Source organism: Antarcticimicrobium luteum (genome assembly GCF_004358185.1).
GTDB lineage: Bacteria > Pseudomonadota > Alphaproteobacteria > Rhodobacterales > Rhodobacteraceae > Antarcticimicrobium > Antarcticimicrobium luteum.
In genome coordinates this window covers 52,522-68,484 of sequence record NZ_SMUV01000072.1, presented here as the reverse complement: position 1 = coordinate 68,484, position 15,963 = coordinate 52,522, and the positions used below count along the sequence as shown (strand labels likewise).

Sequence of the window (15,963 nt, the reverse complement as noted above, 5' to 3'; positions counted from 1 at the left end):
TGACGCCGCGTCGCGGCATTCGGGGCGATCAGCCCGAAAAGCTGAACATATTCAACAAATTCGAGTTGTCCCGACGGGGCGATTCAAACGCCCTGGAATGGCCCGGGCTCGGTTGACGCTTCGGACCGGCGGGAGTAGAGAGGCGGCAGGTCAACATGCCAATTGACGGCGCGCCCTGCGAACGCGCGCGGGAAAGGAGCCATTCGTGGAAGATCTGTTGCGGGAATACCTCCCGATTCTGGTGTTTCTGGCCGTTGCCATCGGGCTTGGGCTGGTTCTGATCCTCGCCGCGGTCATTCTCGCGGTCCGCAACCCGGACCCGGAAAAGGTCAGCGCCTATGAATGCGGCTTCAACGCCTTTGACGATGCGCGGATGAAATTCGATGTCCGGTTCTACCTGGTGTCGATCCTGTTCATCATCTTCGATCTGGAAATCGCCATGCTGTTTCCCTGGGCCGTCGGCTTCAAGGATCTCAGCGACTTGAGCTTCTGGTCGATGATGGTCTTCCTCGCCGTGCTGACCGCGGGCTTTGCCTATGAATGGAAGAAGGGGGCGCTGGAATGGGAGTGATGGCAGGGGTCAACACCGCCGGGGCCGACAAGGAGGTCGCCACCCAGGCGCTGAACCGCGAGTTGCAGGACAAGGGGTTTCTGCTGACCTCGACCGAGGACATCATCAACTGGGCCCGCACCGGCAGCCTGCACTGGATGACATTCGGTCTGGCCTGCTGCGCGGTCGAGATGATGCATACCTCGATGCCGCGCTATGACGCCGAGCGGTTCGGCATCGCGCCGCGTGCCTCTCCGCGCCAGTCCGACCTGATGATCGTCGCCGGCACGCTGACCAACAAGATGGCGCCGGCGCTGCGCAAGGTCTACGACCAGATGCCCGAGCCGCGCTATGTGCTCTCGATGGGCTCCTGCGCCAATGGCGGCGGCTATTATCACTACAGCTATTCGGTGGTGCGCGGCTGCGACCGCATCGTGCCGGTCGACGTCTATGTGCCCGGCTGCCCGCCGACGGCCGAGGCGCTGCTGTACGGTCTGATGCAGCTGCAACGCAAGATCCGCCGCACCGGCACGATCGTGCGCTGACCCGCGCGAGGATTGGAGAGAGCACGATGAGCGAAACACTGAACGAGCTGGGCACGCATATCGAGATCCGGCGCGCCGATTGCGTCCTGGGCTGGGATGTCAGCCATGGCGAGTTGAATGTGGACGTGGCCCCGGCCAACATTCTGGGGTTCGTCGAGTTCCTGAAAAGCGACTCGACCTGCAAGTTCTCGACCCTGGTCGACATCACTGCGGTGGACTACCCCGACCGGCCGAAACGGTTCGACGTGGTCTATCACCTGCTGTCGATGTACCAGAACCAGCGCATCCGCTTGCGCGTCTCGATCCGCGAAGAGGACATGGTGCCCTCGATCACCGGCATCCATCCCAGCGCCAACTGGTTCGAGCGCGAGGTGTTCGACATGTTCGGCATCCTGTTCTCGGGCCATCCCGACCTGCGCCGGATTCTGACCGACTATGGGTTTCGCGGCTATCCGCTTCGCAAGGATTTCCCGACCACCGGTTATACCGAGGTTCGCTATGACGAGGTTGAAAAGCGCGTCGTCTACGAACCTGTCAACCTGGTCCAGGAATACCGCCAGTTCGATTTCATGAGCCCGTGGGAAGGTGCCGAGTATATCCTGCCGGGGGACGAAAAGCCGGAGGCCAAGTGATGGAATTCCTGTTCTGGGCGATCTTTGCGATCACCGCGATCCCGATGCTGAAGCTGCTGCCGCATTTCGGCATCCACAAATACTGGGCACTGGCCTGCGTCATTCCGATCGCCGTGCCGATCCTGGCCTGGGTCATGGCGGTGAAACTGCAAGAGCTGGAGAAACTCTGATGGACGGCTCCAAAGGCTTCGACGACGCCCTGACCGGCGAACAGAAGATCCGCAACTTCAACATCAACTTCGGACCGCAGCACCCGGCGGCCCACGGCGTGTTGCGTCTGGTTCTGGAGCTGGACGGCGAGATCGTCGAACGCTGCGATCCACATATCGGCCTGCTGCACCGCGGCACCGAAAAGTTGATGGAAAGCCGCACCTACCTGCAGAACCTGCCCTATTTCGACCGGCTCGATTACGTGGCGCCGATGAACCAAGAACACGCCTGGTGCCTGGCTATCGAGAGGTTGACCGGCGTCGAGGTGCCGCGCCGCGCCTCGCTGATCCGGGTGCTTTATTCCGAGATCGGCCGCGTGCTGAACCACCTGCTCAACGTGACCACCCAGGCGATGGACGTGGGCGCGCTGACCCCGCCGCTCTGGGGGTTCGAAGAGCGCGAGAAGCTGATGATCTTCTACGAGCGGGCCTGCGGCGCGCGCCTGCACGCGGCCTATTTCCGGCCCGGCGGCGTGCATCAGGATCTGCCGCCCGAGCTGCTCGACGATATCGAGACCTGGAGCCATGAGTTTCCCAGCGTACTTGCCGATATCGACGGGCTGCTGACCGAAAACCGCATCTTCAAGCAGCGCAACGCCGACATCGGCGTGGTGACCGAAGAAGAGATCCTCGACTACGGCTTTTCCGGCGTGATGGTGCGCGGCTCGGGCCTGGCCTGGGATCTGCGGCGCTCGCAGCCCTATGAGTGCTATGACGAGTTCGAGTTCCAGATCCCGGTCGGCAAGAACGGCGATTGCTACGACCGTTATCTGGTGCGGATGGAAGAAATGCGCCAGTCGGTCTCGATCATCCAGCAGGCCATCGAAAAGCTGCGCGCGCCGGAGGGGCAGGGCGACATCCTGGCCCGCGGCAAGATCACTCCGCCCAAGCGCGGCGACATGAAAACCTCGATGGAAAGCCTGATCCACCACTTCAAGCTTTATACCGAGGGCTTCCACGTGCCCGCGGGCGAAGTCTATGCCGCCGTCGAGGCGCCCAAGGGCGAATTCGGTGTCTATCTGGTGGCGGACGGGTCCAACAAACCCTATCGCGCCAAGCTGCGCGCGCCGGGCTATCTGCACCTGCAGGCGATGGACCATGTCGCCAGGGGGCACCAGCTGGCCGATGTCGCCGCGATCATCGGCACAATGGATGTCGTGTTCGGGGAGATCGACCGGTAATGACCTGCGTGACCACCTCGCTTCTTCTCTGCCAAAATACTCCCGCCGGAGGCTCCTGCCGGCGTGGCCCTCACAAGGGGACGAAATAATGCTCCGCCGCCTGCATCACGAACAGCCCGACAGTTTTGCCTTCACCCCGGCCAACCAGGCCTGGGCCGAAGCGCAGATCACCAAATACCCCGAGGGCCGTCAGGCCAGCGCGATCATCCCGCTGCTGTGGCGCGCGCAGGAGCAGGAGGGCTGGCTGACCCGACCGGCGATCGAATATGTCGCCGACATGCTGGGCATGGCGCATATCCGCGCGCTTGAGGTCGCCTCCTTCTATTTCATGTTCCAGCTGCAGCCGGTCGGCTCGGTCGCCAATATCCAGATCTGCGGCACCACCACCTGCATGATCTGCGGCTCCGGGGATCTGATCGCCGTGTGCCGTGAAAAGATCGCGCCCAAGCCGCATATGCTCAGCGCCGACGGCAAGTTCACCTGGGAAGAGGTCGAATGCCTGGGGGCCTGCGCCAACGCGCCGATGGCCCAAATCGGCAAGGATTACTATGAGGATCTGACCGCCGAACGGTTCGCCGTGATCCTCGACGAACTGGCCGCCGGCAAGGTGCCGGTGCCCGGCCCGCAGAACGGACGCTATTCCTCGGAGCCCGAATCCGGGCTGGTGGCGCTGACCGAATTCGAGAGTGGCCGCACCCAATACAACGCCAGCGTCGCCCGCGCGGTCGAGCTGGGCGATACCGTCAAGCGCATCGACGGCACCGAGGTACCGATCCTGACGCCCTGGCTGGGCAAATCTTCCGAAAAGCCGGCCGCTGCGCCCGCTGCCAAGGCAAAGGCGCCCGCGCCGAAGCCCGCCGCGAAACCGGCCGCCGCTCCGAAAGCGGCACCGGCGGCCGAGGCGGAAGAGGCCGAGCCCGAGCTTCTGACTGCTGCCCGCGAGGGTGGAGCGGACGACCTCAAGCTTCTGAAGGGTGTCGGTCCGAAACTGGAGCAGACCCTGAACGAGCTGGGCTTTTTCCATTTCGACCAGATCGCGGCCTGGGGCCCGGCGGAGATTGCCTGGGTCGACAACCGGCTGACGTTCAAGGGCCGGATCACCCGCGACGGCTGGGTCGAACAAGCCGGAAAGCTTGCCGCGGGCGAAGAGACCGAATTCGCCAAACGGGCGAAAAAAGACAAGATCTACGATTGACCATCGCCGCGCGGACGGCGCGGCGGCGACTATGACGGAAAACGATGAGCAACGAGCGTGACAAGGCCATGGCCCGAAAGGGGCGGATCACCGCGGCGGTAATCGCCGTGGCGGGCCTGCTGTCGCTGCTGGCGCCTTGGATCGTGCACAGGATCGGCCTGCCGATCCGATACGAAATGCTGATCTATCTCGGCGCCATCGCGGCCTTTCTCTGGGCGTTCGTCAACATCTATCAACTCTGGCGGATGCGCCAGGACAGCCAAGGGTAGCTACGCATGCTCAAGGACCAGGACCGGATCTTTACCAACCTTTACGGGATGCATGACCGCACGTTGAAAGGCGCCATGGCCCGAGGCCACTGGGACGGCACCGCGGGGATCATTGCCAACGGGCGCGACTGGATAATCCAGCAGATGAAGGATTCGGGGCTGCGCGGACGCGGCGGCGCCGGCTTTCCCACCGGGCTGAAATGGTCCTTCATGCCGAAGGAAAGCGACGGTCGCCCGGCCTATCTGGTGATCAACGCCGACGAATCCGAGCCCGCGACCTGCAAGGACCGCGAGATCATGCGCCACGATCCGCATCCGCTGATCGAGGGGGCGTTGATCGCCAGTTTCGCGATGAATGCCCACGCCGCCTATATCTATATCCGCGGCGAATACATCCGCGAGCGCGAGGCGCTGCAGGCCGCCATCGACGAGGCCTATGACGCCGGACTTCTGGGCAAGAACGCCGCCAAGTCGGGCTGGGATTTCGACCTTTATCTGCACCACGGCGCCGGCGCCTATATCTGCGGCGAGGAAACCGCGCTGCTGGAAAGCCTCGAGGGCAAGAAAGGTATGCCGCGGATGAAGCCGCCGTTCCCGGCCGGCGCGGGCCTTTATGGCTGCCCGACCACGGTGAACAACGTCGAATCCATCGCCGTGGCCCCCACCATCCTGCGGCGCGGGCCGGAGTGGTTCAGCTCCTTCGGGCGGCCGAACAACCACGGCACCAAGCTGATGGCGCTGACCGGGCATGTGAACAATCCCTGCGTCTTCGAAGAGGCGATGTCGATGCCTCTGCGCGAGATCATCGAACGGCACGGCGGCGGCATTCGCGGCGGATGGGACAACCTCAAGGCGATCATCCCTGGCGGCGCCTCCTGCCCGGTGCTGCCCAAGGACGCGCTGGAAGACGCGATCATGGACTTTGACTGGATGCGCGAGAACAAAAGCTCGTTCGGCACCGGCTGCATGATCGTGATGGATCAGAACACCGATGTGGTCAAAGCCGTCTGGCGCCTGTCCAAGTTCTTCAAGCATGAGAGCTGCGGCCAGTGCACCCCCTGCCGCGAGGGCACCGGCTGGATGATGCGGGTGATGGATCGTCTGGTCACCGGCGACGCTGAGGTCGAAGAGATCGACATGCTGCTGTCGGTCACCAAGCAGGTCGAGGGCCATACCATCTGCGCGCTCGGCGACGCGGCGGCCTGGCCGATCCAGGGGCTGATCCGTCACTTCCGCGAGGAAATCGAGGACCGCATCAAGGCCAAGAAAACCGGGCGCATGGGCGCCATGGCGGCAGAGTGACCGGCATGACGGGGGCCAACCTGACATATCGCGGCATGGTGAAGGGGGCGGTGTGCGCCGCGCTCTGCCTGCTGACGCTTGGCGGCTGCACCGGCAACAAGGACAAGCAGCTCCGCTTTGACGGTCACCAATACCGGACCAAGGCGAAACCGGCGGACCGCAAGATGTCGATCGCCGCGTTCACGGTCGAGGTGAAGAACGTCTCGCAATCGCTCAAGGGGGCGCGGGCGGCCGGGGAATACGCCGGCGTCCGGTACTGCGTGACGAATTACGGCTCGTCCCGGATCGACTGGGACATCGGCCCCGAGACCGATCCGGGCACCCTGATGATCGACCGCGATACGCTGACCTTTCGCGGGACCTGCCTGAAACCATGAGCATGGCGGCGGCATATCCCCGCCTGTTCGGGTGGCCGTTATTGCATAACGGCGCCAGTGCGGCCTGTGCTGATCCCTCCACAAATGAGGGTTTTGCCATGTCGTATCTGTCTGCCGTTCTGTTCACCGTCACCTTGCTGCTGGGGCTGCCCGCCGGGGCTGACGCAGCCAAACCGCCGCTGCGCGAGGTGCCCGAGATCGCCGACGGTATCTTTACCATCGTGGTCGCCAATGAGATCCGACGCAAATGCGACGACATCGGCGGCCGGCTGATCAAGGGGATCGCCCAGATCCACCGGCTGAAGGGCCGGGCGAACGACCTGGGCTATTCCGACGACGAGATTCGCGCGCTGCTCGACTCCAAGGCCGAAAAGGCCCTGATGGTCGCGCGCGGCAAGAGCTACATGGCCGGCTTCGGGCTGGACTATGACAAACCGGGCGATCTGTGCCGGCTGGGCCGTCTGGAAATTGAGAACAACAGCGCAATCGGCGCGCTATTGAGGGCGAAATAGACCATGTCTGACCTGCGCAAAGTCAACATCGACGGAACCGAGATCGAAGTGGACGGGGCCATGACCCTGATCCAGGCCTGCGAGGTCGCGGGTATCGAGGTGCCGCGGTTCTGTTATCACGAGCGGCTGTCGATTGCGGGCAACTGCCGGATGTGTCTGGTCGAGGTTGTCGGCGGTCCGCCGAAACCGGCCGCCTCCTGTGCGATGCAGGTGCGGGACCTGCGCCCGGGGCCGGAAGGCCAGGCGCCGGTGGTCAAGACCAACTCTCCCATGGTCAAGAAGGCCCGCGAAGGGGTGATGGAATTCCTGCTGATCAACCACCCGCTGGATTGCCCGATCTGCGACCAGGGCGGCGAATGCGACCTGCAGGATCAGGCGATGGCCTATGGCGTCGATTTCTCGCGCTTCCGCGAGGCCAAGCGCGCGGTCGATGACCTGAACCTCGGTCCGCTCGTCGAAACCCACATGACGCGCTGCATCTCCTGCACCCGCTGTGTGCGCTTCACCTCCGAGGTGGCGGGGATCACCCAGATGGGCCAGACCGGCCGCGGCGAGGATGCCGAGATCACCTCGTACCTGGGCGAGACGCTGGACAGCAACATGCAGGGCAACATCATCGACCTTTGCCCGGTGGGCGCGCTGACGTCGAAACCCTATGCCTTTACCGCGCGCCCGTGGGAGCTGACCAAGACCGAGAGCGTCGACGTGATGGACGCGCTTGGCTCGAACATCCGGGTCGATACCAAGGGGCGTGAAGTGATGCGCATCCTGCCGCGCAACCATGACGGCGTGAACGAGGAATGGATTTCCGACAAGACCCGGTTCGTCTGGGACGGGCTGCGCCGCCAGCGGCTTGACCGGCCCTATGTCCGCGAGAACGGCAAGCTGCGCCCGGCCACCTGGCCCGAGGCGCTGGACAAGGCCGCCACCGCGATCAAGGGCGCGGGCAAGCTTGCCGGTCTGGTCGGCGATCTGGCCCCGGTCGAGGCGGCCTTTGCCCTCAAGCAGCTGATCGAGGGGCAGGGCGGCGTCGTCGAATGCCGCACCGATGGCGCCCGGCTGCCGGCGGGCAACCGCTCGGGCTATGTCGGCACCGCCACGATCGAGGATATCGACTCCTCGGGCGCGATCCTGCTGATCGGCACCAACCCGCGCGACGAGGCGCCGGTACTCAACGCCCGCATCCGCAAGGCCTGGATCAAGGGCGCGGTGGTGGGCGTGATCGGCGAGGCGGTCGATCTGACCTATGAGTATGACCATGTGGGCACCGACCGCGCCGCGCTTGACGCGGCCGCGGCCAAGGCGCACGATATCGCCGACAAGAACCCGGTGATCATCCTTGGCCAGGGCGCGATCCGCGAGGCCGATGGCGCCGCGGTGATCGCAACGGCGATGAAGATGGCCGAGGCCTCGGGCGCGAAACTGCTGGTGCTGCACACCGCCGCCGGCCGTGTCGGCGCGATGGATGTGGGCGCCACCGCCGAGGGCGGCATGGAGGCCATCAGCGCGGCCGAGGTGATCTATAACCTCGGCGCCGACGAGGTGGAGATCGGCGAGGGCGCCTTTGTCATCTATCAGGGCAGCCACGGCGACCGCGGCGCGCATCGCGCCGATGTGATCCTGCCGGGGGCTGCCTATACCGAAGAGCCGGGCCTTTTCGTCAACACCGAGGGGCGTCCGCAACTGGCGCTGCGCGCGGGCTTCGCCCCCGGAGAGGCCAAGGAAAACTGGGCCATCCTGCGGGCGCTGTCGGGCGAGCTGGGCGCGCCGCTGCCCTACGACTCGCTGGCGCGGCTGCGTCAGGCGGTGGTTGCCGAGGTGCCGCATCTGGCCCGGATCGACTCGGTGCCGGAGAACGACTGGCAACCGCTGGAGGCCGCGCCGCTGGGCAAGGCCGATTTCCGCAACGCGGTCCGCGATTTCTACCTGACCAACCCGATTGCCCGCGCCTCGGCCCTGATGGCCGAGCTCAGCGCCAACGCGGCGGCGCGCAAATCCGGGAAACTGGCGGCGGAATGATCCGGGCCGCGCTCATATCGCCCCTGTTGCTGGCCGCCTGCGAGATGCAGCCGGCCAGCGAGGTGACGCGCTTTGCCCCCGACTACCGGGGCGTCGAGACCCGTCTTCTGGACGGCGATCTGGTGCAGTTCACCGTGGCGATGTCGGGCGCGCGCGAAAGCTCGGACGTGGATGCCTATGCCGAATGCGCGGCGGCACAATATGCGCTGATCCGCGGCTACGGTTTTGCCCGGCATCTGCGCACAAATGTATACGAAGAGGGTGGCGTGTGGCGCGCAGATGCTGTTTACACCATCTCGCCATCGCTGCCCCGCGGGCTGCGCAAACTCGACGCCGAAGTCGTGGTTGCGCATTGCGCGGAGAACGGAATACCCACGGTGTGAGGACCTATGGCTGATTTCTTTTCCACCCCGGGCGGCATCGCCATCCTGATCCTGGCGCAGGTGCTTGCCGTCGTCGCCTTTGTGATGATCTCGCTGCTGTTCCTGGTCTATGGCGACCGCAAGATCTGGGCGGCGGTGCAGATGCGGCGCGGCCCCAACGTCGTCGGTGTCTTCGGGATACTGCAATCGGTGGCCGACGCGCTGAAATACGTGGTGAAAGAGGTGGTGATCCCCGCCGGGGCCGACCGGGCGGTGTTCATCCTGGCGCCTCTCACGTCCTTTGTTCTGGCGATGATCGCCTGGGCGGTGATCCCGTTCAACGATGGCTGGGTCCTTTCGGACATCAACGTCGCCATTCTGTACGTTTTCGCCGTCTCCTCGCTTGAGGTCTATGGCGTGATCATGGGCGGCTGGGCGTCGAACTCGAAATACCCGTTCCTGGGCTCGCTCCGCTCCGCGGCGCAGATGATCTCTTACGAGGTCTCGATCGGTCTGATCATCATCGGCGTGATCATCTCCACCGGGTCGATGAATTTCGGCGATATCGTGCGGGCACAGGACGGGTCGGCCGGCCTGTTCAGCTGGTACTGGCTGCCGCACCTGCCGATGGTGTTCCTGTTCTTCATCTCGGCGCTGGCCGAGACCAACCGCCCGCCCTTCGACCTGCCGGAGGCGGAGTCGGAACTGGTGGCCGGTTATCAGGTTGAGTATTCCGCGACGCCCTTCCTGCTGTTCATGGCTGGCGAATATATCGCCATCTTCCTGATGTGCGCGCTGACCTCGCTGCTGTTCTTCGGCGGCTGGCTGTCGCCGATCCCGGGCATTCCCGACGGCGTGCTGTGGATGGTGGGCAAGATGGCGTTCTTCTTCTTCCTCTTCGCGATGGTGAAGGCGATCACGCCGCGCTACCGCTATGACCAGTTGATGCGTCTGGGCTGGAAGGTGTTCCTGCCGTTCAGCCTGGTCTGGGTGGTCTTTGTCTCTTTCGCGGCGAAATTCGACTGGTTCTGGGGCGCCTTCGCGCGCTGGACCACGGGGGGCTGATCCATGACACAAATCGACTATACCCGCGCCGCCAAATATTTCCTGCTGGCAGATTTCTTTGTCGGCATGAAGCTGGGGCTGAAGTACTTCTTCGCGCCCAAGGCGACATTGAACTACCCGCATGAAAAGGGTCCGCTGTCGCCGCGCTTCCGCGGCGAGCACGCGCTGCGCCGCTATCCCAACGGCGAGGAACGCTGCATCGCCTGCAAGCTCTGCGAGGCGGTCTGCCCGGCGCAGGCGATCACCATCGACGCCGAACCGCGCGAGGACGGCAGCCGCCGCACCACGCGCTATGACATCGACATGACCAAATGCATCTACTGCGGCTTCTGTCAGGAGGCCTGCCCGGTCGATGCCATCGTCGAGGGGCCGAACTTCGAATTTGCCACCGAAACCCGCGAAGAGCTGTTCTATGACAAGCAAAAGCTGCTTGAGAACGGCGAACGCTGGGAGGCCGAGATCGCCCGCAACCTGGAACTGGACGCGCCGTACCGATGAGCGAGACGCCCAAAAATCCGTTCGAGGCCGTGATGAAGCAGGCCCACGACATGGCCCGGGCCTTCAACCCGGCGCTGGAAAGCTTCAGCCCGAAAGGGTTCGAGGCGCTGTGGCCGACCATGCCCAAGGACGTCATGGAGATGATGTTCGGCAATGCGGTCAACAAGGACGGACTGGACGCAAGGACCCGGCTGCTGCTGACCCTGGCGGGGCTGACCATGCAGGGCGCGCAGGCCGATACGGCGGTGCGTCAGACGGTGCGCCACGCCATCGCGGCAGGCGCAAAGAAACAGGAGATCGTGGAAACGATCGGTCAGATGTCGGTCTTTGCCGGCATTCCGGCCATGACCCGGGCGCTGGAACTGGCGCAGGAGGCCATGGGCGGCGAGAACGAGGATGACGAAGCATGAGCGTGTTTGCCTTTTACCTCTTTGCGATTTGCGCCATCGCCGGGGGGCTGTTCACCGTGATCAGCCGCCAACCGGTGCATTCGGTGCTGTGGCTGATCTTGGCCTTCATTTCCTCGGCGGGGCTGTTCGTTCTGCTGGGGGCGGAATTCGTCGCCATGCTGCTGGTGATCGTCTATGTCGGCGCGGTGGCGGTGCTGTTCCTGTTCGTGGTGATGATGCTGGACGTCGATTTCGCCGAGCTCAAGGCTGAGATGGCCCGTTACATGCCGCTGGCGCTGCTGGTCGGGCTGATCATCCTCATGCAGTTTGTCATGGCCTTTGGCGCCTGGGAGGCGAGCGCGGCGGCCGAGGGGCTGCGGGCGCAGCCGACGCCGAGCGATCTTCACAACACCGAGGCGCTCGCGGCGATCCTTTACGACCAGTATTTCATCCTGTTCCAGCTTGCGGGTCTGATCCTGCTGGTGGCGATGATCGGGGCGATCGTGCTGACGCTGCGCCACCGCCCGAACATCAAGCGGCAGGACATCCTGGCGCAGATTTACCGTGATCCGGCCAAGGCGATGGAACTGAAGGACGTGAAACCCGGGCAGGGGCTCTGATCGATGGAGTTGATTGGCCTCGCCCACCTTTTGCTCAGCAAGGTGGGGATTTTCGGGGTCGCGCTGTTCTGGGGACTGAAAGTGGCGGTCAGTTGGATGCTGTACCGCTGGTGGAGATTGAGGCGCGCCGCGGTGCGGTGAGCACGGACTGAGCAAGGACAAGGCCGGGCGCGATGATCCGGCAGGTTCCGGGACAGCCGGGACCGAGAGACAAGGAACGAACGGGCGCGGGCCCAGAGGGACGACATGATCGGACTTGAACATTATTTGACCGTCGCGGCGACGTTGTTCGTCATCGGGATCTTCGGGCTGTTTCTGAACCGCAAGAACGTGATCATCCTGTTGATGAGCATCGAGCTGATGTTGCTTTCGGTGAACATCAACCTGGTGGCATTCTCCAGTTTCCTGGGCGACATGGTGGGGCAGGTCTTTACCCTCTTCGTGCTGACCGTGGCCGCGGCCGAGGCCGCCATCGGCCTGGCGATCCTGGTCTGCTTCTTCCGCAACCGCGGCACAATCGCCGTGGAAGACATCAACGTGATGAAGGGGTAAGAGATCATGGAAACCATTATCCTGCTTGCCCCACTGGTGGGCGCCATCCTGGCCGGTTTCGGCTGGAAGGTGATGGGCGAGACCGCTGCGATGTGGCTGACGACGGGGCTGTTGTTCCTGTCCTGCGTGCTCAGCTGGGTCGTGTTCGTCACCTTCGACGGGGTGACCCAGCATATCGAGATCCTGAAGTATATCGAGAGCGGCTCGCTCTCGACCGCCTGGTCGATCCGGCTGGACCGGCTGACCGCGATCATGCTGATCGTTGTGACCACGGTGTCGGCCTTTGTGCACCTCTACAGCTTTGGCTACATGGCGCATGACGACAATTTCCGCGACGGCGAAAGCTACAAGCCGCGCTTCTTCGCCTATCTGTCGTTCTTCACCTTTGCGATGCTGTCGCTGGTGACCGCCGACAACCTGGTGCAGATGTTCTTCGGCTGGGAAGGGGTCGGCGTCGCCTCGTACCTGCTGATCGGGTTCTATTACCGCAAACCCAGCGCCAATGCGGCGGCGATGAAGGCCTTTATCGTCAACCGGGTCGGCGACTTCGGCTTTGCCCTTGGCATCTTTGCGTTGTTCTTTCTGGGCGACAGCATCAACTTTGACGATCTGTTCGCCTATATGCCGACGCTGGCCGAGACCAAGCTGACCTTCCTGTGGGGGGAATGGACCGCGACCGAGGTGATCGCCGTGCTGCTGTTCATCGGGGCGATGGGCAAATCGGCGCAGCTGATCCTGCACACCTGGCTGCCGGACGCGATGGAGGGCCCGACACCGGTGTCGGCGCTGATCCACGCCGCGACCATGGTGACCGCCGGTGTGTTCCTGGTCTGCCGGATGTCGCCGCTGATGGAATTCGCGCCGTCGGCGACCATCTTCATCACCGTGCTGGGCGCAACCACCGCGTTTTTCGCCGCGACCGTGGGGCTGGTGCAGACCGACATCAAGCGGGTGATCGCCTATTCGACCTGTTCGCAGCTGGGCTACATGTTCGTGGCCGCCGGCGTGGGCATGTATTCGGCGGCGATGTTCCATTTGCTGACGCATGCCTTTTTCAAGGCGCTGCTGTTCCTCGGGGCCGGCTCGGTCATCCATGCCATGCACCATGAGCAGGACATGATGAACTATGGCGGGCTGCGCAAGAAGATCCCCTTCACCTATTGGTCGATGATGATCGGCACGCTGGCGATCACCGGCGTGGGCATTCCGCTGACCCAGATCGGCTTTGCGGGCTTTCTGTCCAAGGACGCCATCATCGAGAGCGCTTGGGCCGGCGGGTCGAGCTATGGCTTCTGGCTGCTGGTGATCGCGGCGGCGATGACGAGCTTTTATTCCTGGCGTCTGATCTTCCTCACCTTCTTCGGCGAGGCGCGGGGCGACAAGCACGCCCACGATCACGCCCATGAAAGCCCGACGGTCATGCTGATCCCGCTGGGCGTGCTGAGCGTCGGCGCCGTCTTTGCCGGGATGCTGTGGTACGGCAACTTCTTCGGCCATGCCGATCAGGTCGGCAAGTTCTACGGCATTCCCGTGGAGCAGGCTGGCGCCCATGAGGAGGCGGCCGCCGAAGGCACCGCCCACGGCGAAGCAGCCGCAACCCATGGCGAGGCGACCGCGACCCATGGCGAAGAGGCCGGCATGGTTGCCGAGGGTACGCATCACTATACTTTTGCCGGGGAACCGGGGCAGGGCGCGCTCTATTTCGGGGCGGACAACACGATCCTGGACGATGCCCACGCGGCGCCGAAATGGGTCAAGGTCTCGCCGTTCATCGCGATGATCCTGGGTCTGCTGGTGGCGGTCTGGTTCTATATCCTGAACCCGTCGCTGCCCGGCCGTCTGGCCGAGAACCAGCGCCCGCTCTACCTGTTCCTCAAGAACAAGTGGTACTTCGACGAGATCTATGACGCCCTGCTGGTCAAGCCGGTGCTGGCGCTGGGTCGTCTGCTGTGGAAACGCGGTGACGGCAGCGCCATCGACGGGTTCCTGAACGGCGTCGCCCTCGGGGTCATCCCGTTCTTTACCCGGCTCGCCGGCCGGGCGCAGTCGGGCTTCATCTTCACCTATGCCTTCTGGATGGTGCTGGGGATCGCCGCCCTTGTCACCTGGATGTCGATCGGCGGAGGAGCGCACTGATGGACAACCTTCTTTCGATTGTCACCTTCATCCCGGCGCTGGCCGCGCTGATCCTGGCGCTGTTCCTTCGGGGCGATGATGAGGCCGCTCGGCGCAACGCCAAATGGGTGGCGATGTTCGCCACCTCGGTCACCTTCCTGGTGTCCATCGCCATCTATACCGGCTTCGATCCTTCCAACACCGGCTTTCAGATGGTGGAAGAGGGCGAGTGGCTGCTGGGCCTGAAATACAAGATGGGCGTGGACGGGATCAGCGTGCTCTTCGTGCTGCTGACGACCTTCATCATGCCGCTGACCATTCTGGCCTCGTGGGAGGTCAAGACCCGGGTCAAGGAATACATGATCGCCTTCCTGCTGCTGGAAACGCTGATGCTGGGCGTGTTCATGGCCCTCGATCTGGTGCTGTTCTACCTGTTCTTTGAGGCCGGACTGATCCCGATGTTCCTGATCATCGGCATCTGGGGCGGCAAGAACCGCATCTATGCCAGCTTCAAGTTCTTCCTCTACACCTTCCTCGGCTCGGTGCTGATGCTGGTGGCGATGGTGGCGATGTTCGCCGATGCCGGCACCACCGATATCGAGCTGCTGCTGGCGCATGAATTTGCGTCGGACAGTTTCTCGGTGCTGGGGATTCATGTGCTGGGCGGGATGCAGACGCTGCTGTTCCTGGCCTTCTTTGCCAGCTTTGCCGTCAAGATGCCGATGTGGCCGGTGCACACCTGGCTGCCGGACGCCCACGTTCAGGCGCCGACCGCCGGCTCGGTCGTGCTGGCCGCGATCCTGTTGAAGATGGGCGGCTATGGCTTCCTGCGCTTTTCCTTGCCGATGTTCCCGGTGGGATCGGACGTGATGGCGCCGCTGGTGCTGTGGATGAGCGCGATCGCGGTTGTCTATACCTCGCTGGTGGCGCTGGTGCAGGACGACATGAAAAAGCTGATCGCCTATTCCTCGGTGGCGCACATGGGCTTTGTCACCATGGGAATCTTTGCCGCCAACCAACAGGGCGTTGACGGCGCGATCTTCCAGATGGTGAGCCACGGGTTCATCTCGGCGGCGCTGTTCCTGTGCGTCGGTGTCATCTATGATCGCATGCACACCCGCGAGATCGACGCCTATGGCGGGCTGGTCAACCGGATGCCGGCCTATGCGCTGGTCTTCATGTTCTTTACCATGGGCAATGTCGGCCTGCCGGGAACCTCGGGCTTCGTCGGCGAATTCCTGACCATGATGGGGGCCTTCCAGGTCAACACCTGGGTCACCGCAGTGGCGGCCTCGGGGGTGATCCTTTCGGCCAGCTATGCGCTCTGGCTTTATCGCCGGGTGGTATTCGGCGACCTGATCAAGGAAAGCCTGAAGACCATCCAGGACATGAGCGCGCGGGAAAAGTGGATCTTCGCCCCGCTGGTGGCGATGACCCTGCTGCTGGGCGTCTACCCGGCACTGGTCACCGATATCATCGGACCGTCGACCAGCGCGCTGGTCGAGAAATTTGACACTGCGCTGGCCGCGGCCGAGGCCGCCACCCAGCACGCCTCGAACTAAGGGAGCCGG

The 15,963-nt window shown here is 63.6% G+C and carries 20 protein-coding genes; all 20 read left to right on the top strand.

Features of this window, described 5'->3' with window-relative positions:
* Nucleotides 1–205 precede the first annotated feature (205 nt).
* The 20 genes from E1832_RS17465 (at nucleotide 206) to E1832_RS17380 (ending at nucleotide 15,954) form a co-directional block, all read left to right on the top strand.
* Nucleotides 206–571 carry an NADH-quinone oxidoreductase subunit A gene (locus E1832_RS17465; protein WP_133361058.1) on the top strand — a complete coding sequence of 122 codons (366 nt, stop codon included), beginning with the start codon at nucleotides 206–208 and terminating at the stop codon, nucleotides 569–571.
* Nucleotides 562–1,095 (top strand): NuoB/complex I 20 kDa subunit family protein, encoded by a 534-nt coding sequence (locus tag E1832_RS17460; protein ID WP_245514030.1) that lies wholly within the window; start codon nucleotides 562–564, stop codon nucleotides 1,093–1,095. Before E1832_RS17465 ends, E1832_RS17460 begins: the two co-directional genes overlap by 10 nt.
* 26 nt (nucleotides 1,096–1,121) lie before the next feature.
* Complete coding sequence (locus E1832_RS17455; protein ID WP_133361057.1) at nucleotides 1,122–1,727, top strand: NADH-quinone oxidoreductase subunit C; 606 nt, start codon at nucleotides 1,122–1,124, stop codon at nucleotides 1,725–1,727.
* Entirely contained in the window at nucleotides 1,727–1,897 is a 171-nt protein-coding gene (locus E1832_RS22595; RefSeq protein ID WP_165978923.1) for a hypothetical protein, read from the top strand. The genes E1832_RS17455 and E1832_RS22595 overlap by 1 nt, the downstream gene beginning before the upstream one ends.
* Nucleotides 1,897–3,117 carry an NADH-quinone oxidoreductase subunit D gene (locus E1832_RS17450; protein WP_133361056.1) on the top strand — a complete coding sequence of 407 codons (1,221 nt, stop codon included), beginning with the start codon at nucleotides 1,897–1,899 and terminating at the stop codon, nucleotides 3,115–3,117. The genes E1832_RS22595 and E1832_RS17450 overlap by 1 nt, the downstream gene beginning before the upstream one ends.
* A gap of 88 nt (nucleotides 3,118–3,205) precedes the next feature.
* The gene (nuoE, locus tag E1832_RS17445; protein WP_133361055.1) at nucleotides 3,206–4,312 is read left to right on the top strand and encodes an NADH-quinone oxidoreductase subunit NuoE; all 1,107 of its coding nucleotides are present in this window, start codon (nucleotides 3,206–3,208) and stop codon (nucleotides 4,310–4,312) included.
* 44 nt (nucleotides 4,313–4,356) lie between these two features.
* Complete coding sequence (locus E1832_RS17440; RefSeq protein WP_133361054.1) at nucleotides 4,357–4,581, top strand: DUF5337 domain-containing protein; 225 nt, start codon at nucleotides 4,357–4,359, stop codon at nucleotides 4,579–4,581.
* A 6-nt stretch (nucleotides 4,582–4,587) separates the two neighbouring features.
* Entirely contained in the window at nucleotides 4,588–5,883 is a 1,296-nt protein-coding gene (nuoF, locus tag E1832_RS17435; RefSeq protein ID WP_133361053.1) for an NADH-quinone oxidoreductase subunit NuoF, read from the top strand.
* A gap of 5 nt (nucleotides 5,884–5,888) precedes the next feature.
* Nucleotides 5,889–6,260, top strand: a complete 372-nt coding sequence (locus E1832_RS17430) for a hypothetical protein (RefSeq protein ID WP_245514029.1) — start codon at nucleotides 5,889–5,891, stop codon at nucleotides 6,258–6,260.
* Nucleotides 6,261–6,358: 98 nt separating this feature from the next.
* The gene (locus E1832_RS17425; protein WP_133361052.1) at nucleotides 6,359–6,772 is read left to right on the top strand and encodes a DUF5333 domain-containing protein; all 414 of its coding nucleotides are present in this window, start codon (nucleotides 6,359–6,361) and stop codon (nucleotides 6,770–6,772) included.
* Nucleotides 6,773–6,775: 3 nt separating this feature from the next.
* On the top strand, nucleotides 6,776–8,791 hold the full coding sequence (gene nuoG, locus E1832_RS17420) for an NADH-quinone oxidoreductase subunit NuoG (protein ID WP_133361051.1): 2,016 nt from the start codon (nucleotides 6,776–6,778) through the stop codon (nucleotides 8,789–8,791).
* Nucleotides 8,788–9,174, top strand: coding sequence for a hypothetical protein (locus E1832_RS17415; protein ID WP_133361050.1), 387 nt, complete (start codon nucleotides 8,788–8,790; stop codon nucleotides 9,172–9,174). Before nuoG ends, E1832_RS17415 begins: the two co-directional genes overlap by 4 nt.
* A 6-nt stretch (nucleotides 9,175–9,180) precedes the next feature.
* On the top strand, nucleotides 9,181–10,218 hold the full coding sequence (gene nuoH / locus E1832_RS17410) for an NADH-quinone oxidoreductase subunit NuoH (protein WP_133361049.1): 1,038 nt from the start codon (nucleotides 9,181–9,183) through the stop codon (nucleotides 10,216–10,218).
* Between the two features lie 3 nt (nucleotides 10,219–10,221).
* The gene (nuoI, locus tag E1832_RS17405; RefSeq protein WP_133361048.1) at nucleotides 10,222–10,716 is read left to right on the top strand and encodes an NADH-quinone oxidoreductase subunit NuoI; all 495 of its coding nucleotides are present in this window, start codon (nucleotides 10,222–10,224) and stop codon (nucleotides 10,714–10,716) included.
* A complete protein-coding gene (locus tag E1832_RS17400; protein WP_133361047.1) occupies nucleotides 10,713–11,126 on the top strand; it encodes a carboxymuconolactone decarboxylase family protein in 414 nt (137 codons plus the stop codon). Before nuoI ends, E1832_RS17400 begins: the two co-directional genes overlap by 4 nt.
* Nucleotides 11,123–11,725: an NADH-quinone oxidoreductase subunit J gene (locus tag E1832_RS17395; RefSeq protein ID WP_133361046.1), complete on the top strand. Its 603-nt coding sequence runs from the start codon at nucleotides 11,123–11,125 to the stop codon at nucleotides 11,723–11,725. Before E1832_RS17400 ends, E1832_RS17395 begins: the two co-directional genes overlap by 4 nt.
* A 3-nt stretch (nucleotides 11,726–11,728) precedes the next feature.
* On the top strand, nucleotides 11,729–11,866 hold the full coding sequence (locus E1832_RS22590) for a hypothetical protein (protein ID WP_165978922.1): 138 nt from the start codon (nucleotides 11,729–11,731) through the stop codon (nucleotides 11,864–11,866).
* Nucleotides 11,867–11,971: 105 nt separating this feature from the next.
* A complete protein-coding gene (gene nuoK, locus E1832_RS17390; RefSeq protein WP_133361045.1) occupies nucleotides 11,972–12,277 on the top strand; it encodes an NADH-quinone oxidoreductase subunit NuoK in 306 nt (101 codons plus the stop codon).
* A gap of 6 nt (nucleotides 12,278–12,283) precedes the next feature.
* On the top strand, nucleotides 12,284–14,413 hold the full coding sequence (nuoL, locus tag E1832_RS17385) for an NADH-quinone oxidoreductase subunit L (RefSeq protein WP_133361044.1): 2,130 nt from the start codon (nucleotides 12,284–12,286) through the stop codon (nucleotides 14,411–14,413).
* Entirely contained in the window at nucleotides 14,413–15,954 is a 1,542-nt protein-coding gene (locus E1832_RS17380) for an NADH-quinone oxidoreductase subunit M (protein WP_133361043.1), read from the top strand. The genes nuoL and E1832_RS17380 overlap by 1 nt, the downstream gene beginning before the upstream one ends.
* Nucleotides 15,955–15,963: the final 9 nt, after the last annotated feature.

Bases quoted from the DNA above. Each gene is read 5' to 3' on its own strand.
- E1832_RS17460 (WP_245514030.1), top strand. From the start codon at position 562: ATGGGAGTGATGGCAGGGGTCAACACCGCCGGGGCCGACAAGGAGGTC.
- E1832_RS17455 (WP_133361057.1), top strand. From the start codon at position 1,122: ATGAGCGAAACACTGAACGAGCTGGGCACGCATATCGAGATCCGGCGC.
- E1832_RS22595 (WP_165978923.1), top strand. From the start codon at position 1,727: ATGGAATTCCTGTTCTGGGCGATCTTTGCGATCACCGCGATCCCGATG.
- E1832_RS17450 (WP_133361056.1), top strand. From the start codon at position 1,897: ATGGACGGCTCCAAAGGCTTCGACGACGCCCTGACCGGCGAACAGAAG.
- nuoE (WP_133361055.1), top strand. From the start codon at position 3,206: ATGCTCCGCCGCCTGCATCACGAACAGCCCGACAGTTTTGCCTTCACC.
- E1832_RS17440 (WP_133361054.1), top strand. From the start codon at position 4,357: ATGAGCAACGAGCGTGACAAGGCCATGGCCCGAAAGGGGCGGATCACC.
- nuoF (WP_133361053.1), top strand. From the start codon at position 4,588: ATGCTCAAGGACCAGGACCGGATCTTTACCAACCTTTACGGGATGCAT.
- E1832_RS17430 (WP_245514029.1), top strand. From the start codon at position 5,889: ATGACGGGGGCCAACCTGACATATCGCGGCATGGTGAAGGGGGCGGTG.
- E1832_RS17425 (WP_133361052.1), top strand. From the start codon at position 6,359: ATGTCGTATCTGTCTGCCGTTCTGTTCACCGTCACCTTGCTGCTGGGG.
- nuoG (WP_133361051.1), top strand. From the start codon at position 6,776: ATGTCTGACCTGCGCAAAGTCAACATCGACGGAACCGAGATCGAAGTG.
- E1832_RS17415 (WP_133361050.1), top strand. From the start codon at position 8,788: ATGATCCGGGCCGCGCTCATATCGCCCCTGTTGCTGGCCGCCTGCGAG.
- nuoH (WP_133361049.1), top strand. From the start codon at position 9,181: ATGGCTGATTTCTTTTCCACCCCGGGCGGCATCGCCATCCTGATCCTG.
- nuoI (WP_133361048.1), top strand. From the start codon at position 10,222: ATGACACAAATCGACTATACCCGCGCCGCCAAATATTTCCTGCTGGCA.
- E1832_RS17400 (WP_133361047.1), top strand. From the start codon at position 10,713: ATGAGCGAGACGCCCAAAAATCCGTTCGAGGCCGTGATGAAGCAGGCC.
- E1832_RS17395 (WP_133361046.1), top strand. From the start codon at position 11,123: ATGAGCGTGTTTGCCTTTTACCTCTTTGCGATTTGCGCCATCGCCGGG.
- E1832_RS22590 (WP_165978922.1), top strand. From the start codon at position 11,729: ATGGAGTTGATTGGCCTCGCCCACCTTTTGCTCAGCAAGGTGGGGATT.
- nuoK (WP_133361045.1), top strand. From the start codon at position 11,972: ATGATCGGACTTGAACATTATTTGACCGTCGCGGCGACGTTGTTCGTC.
- nuoL (WP_133361044.1), top strand. From the start codon at position 12,284: ATGGAAACCATTATCCTGCTTGCCCCACTGGTGGGCGCCATCCTGGCC.
- E1832_RS17380 (WP_133361043.1), top strand. From the start codon at position 14,413: ATGGACAACCTTCTTTCGATTGTCACCTTCATCCCGGCGCTGGCCGCG.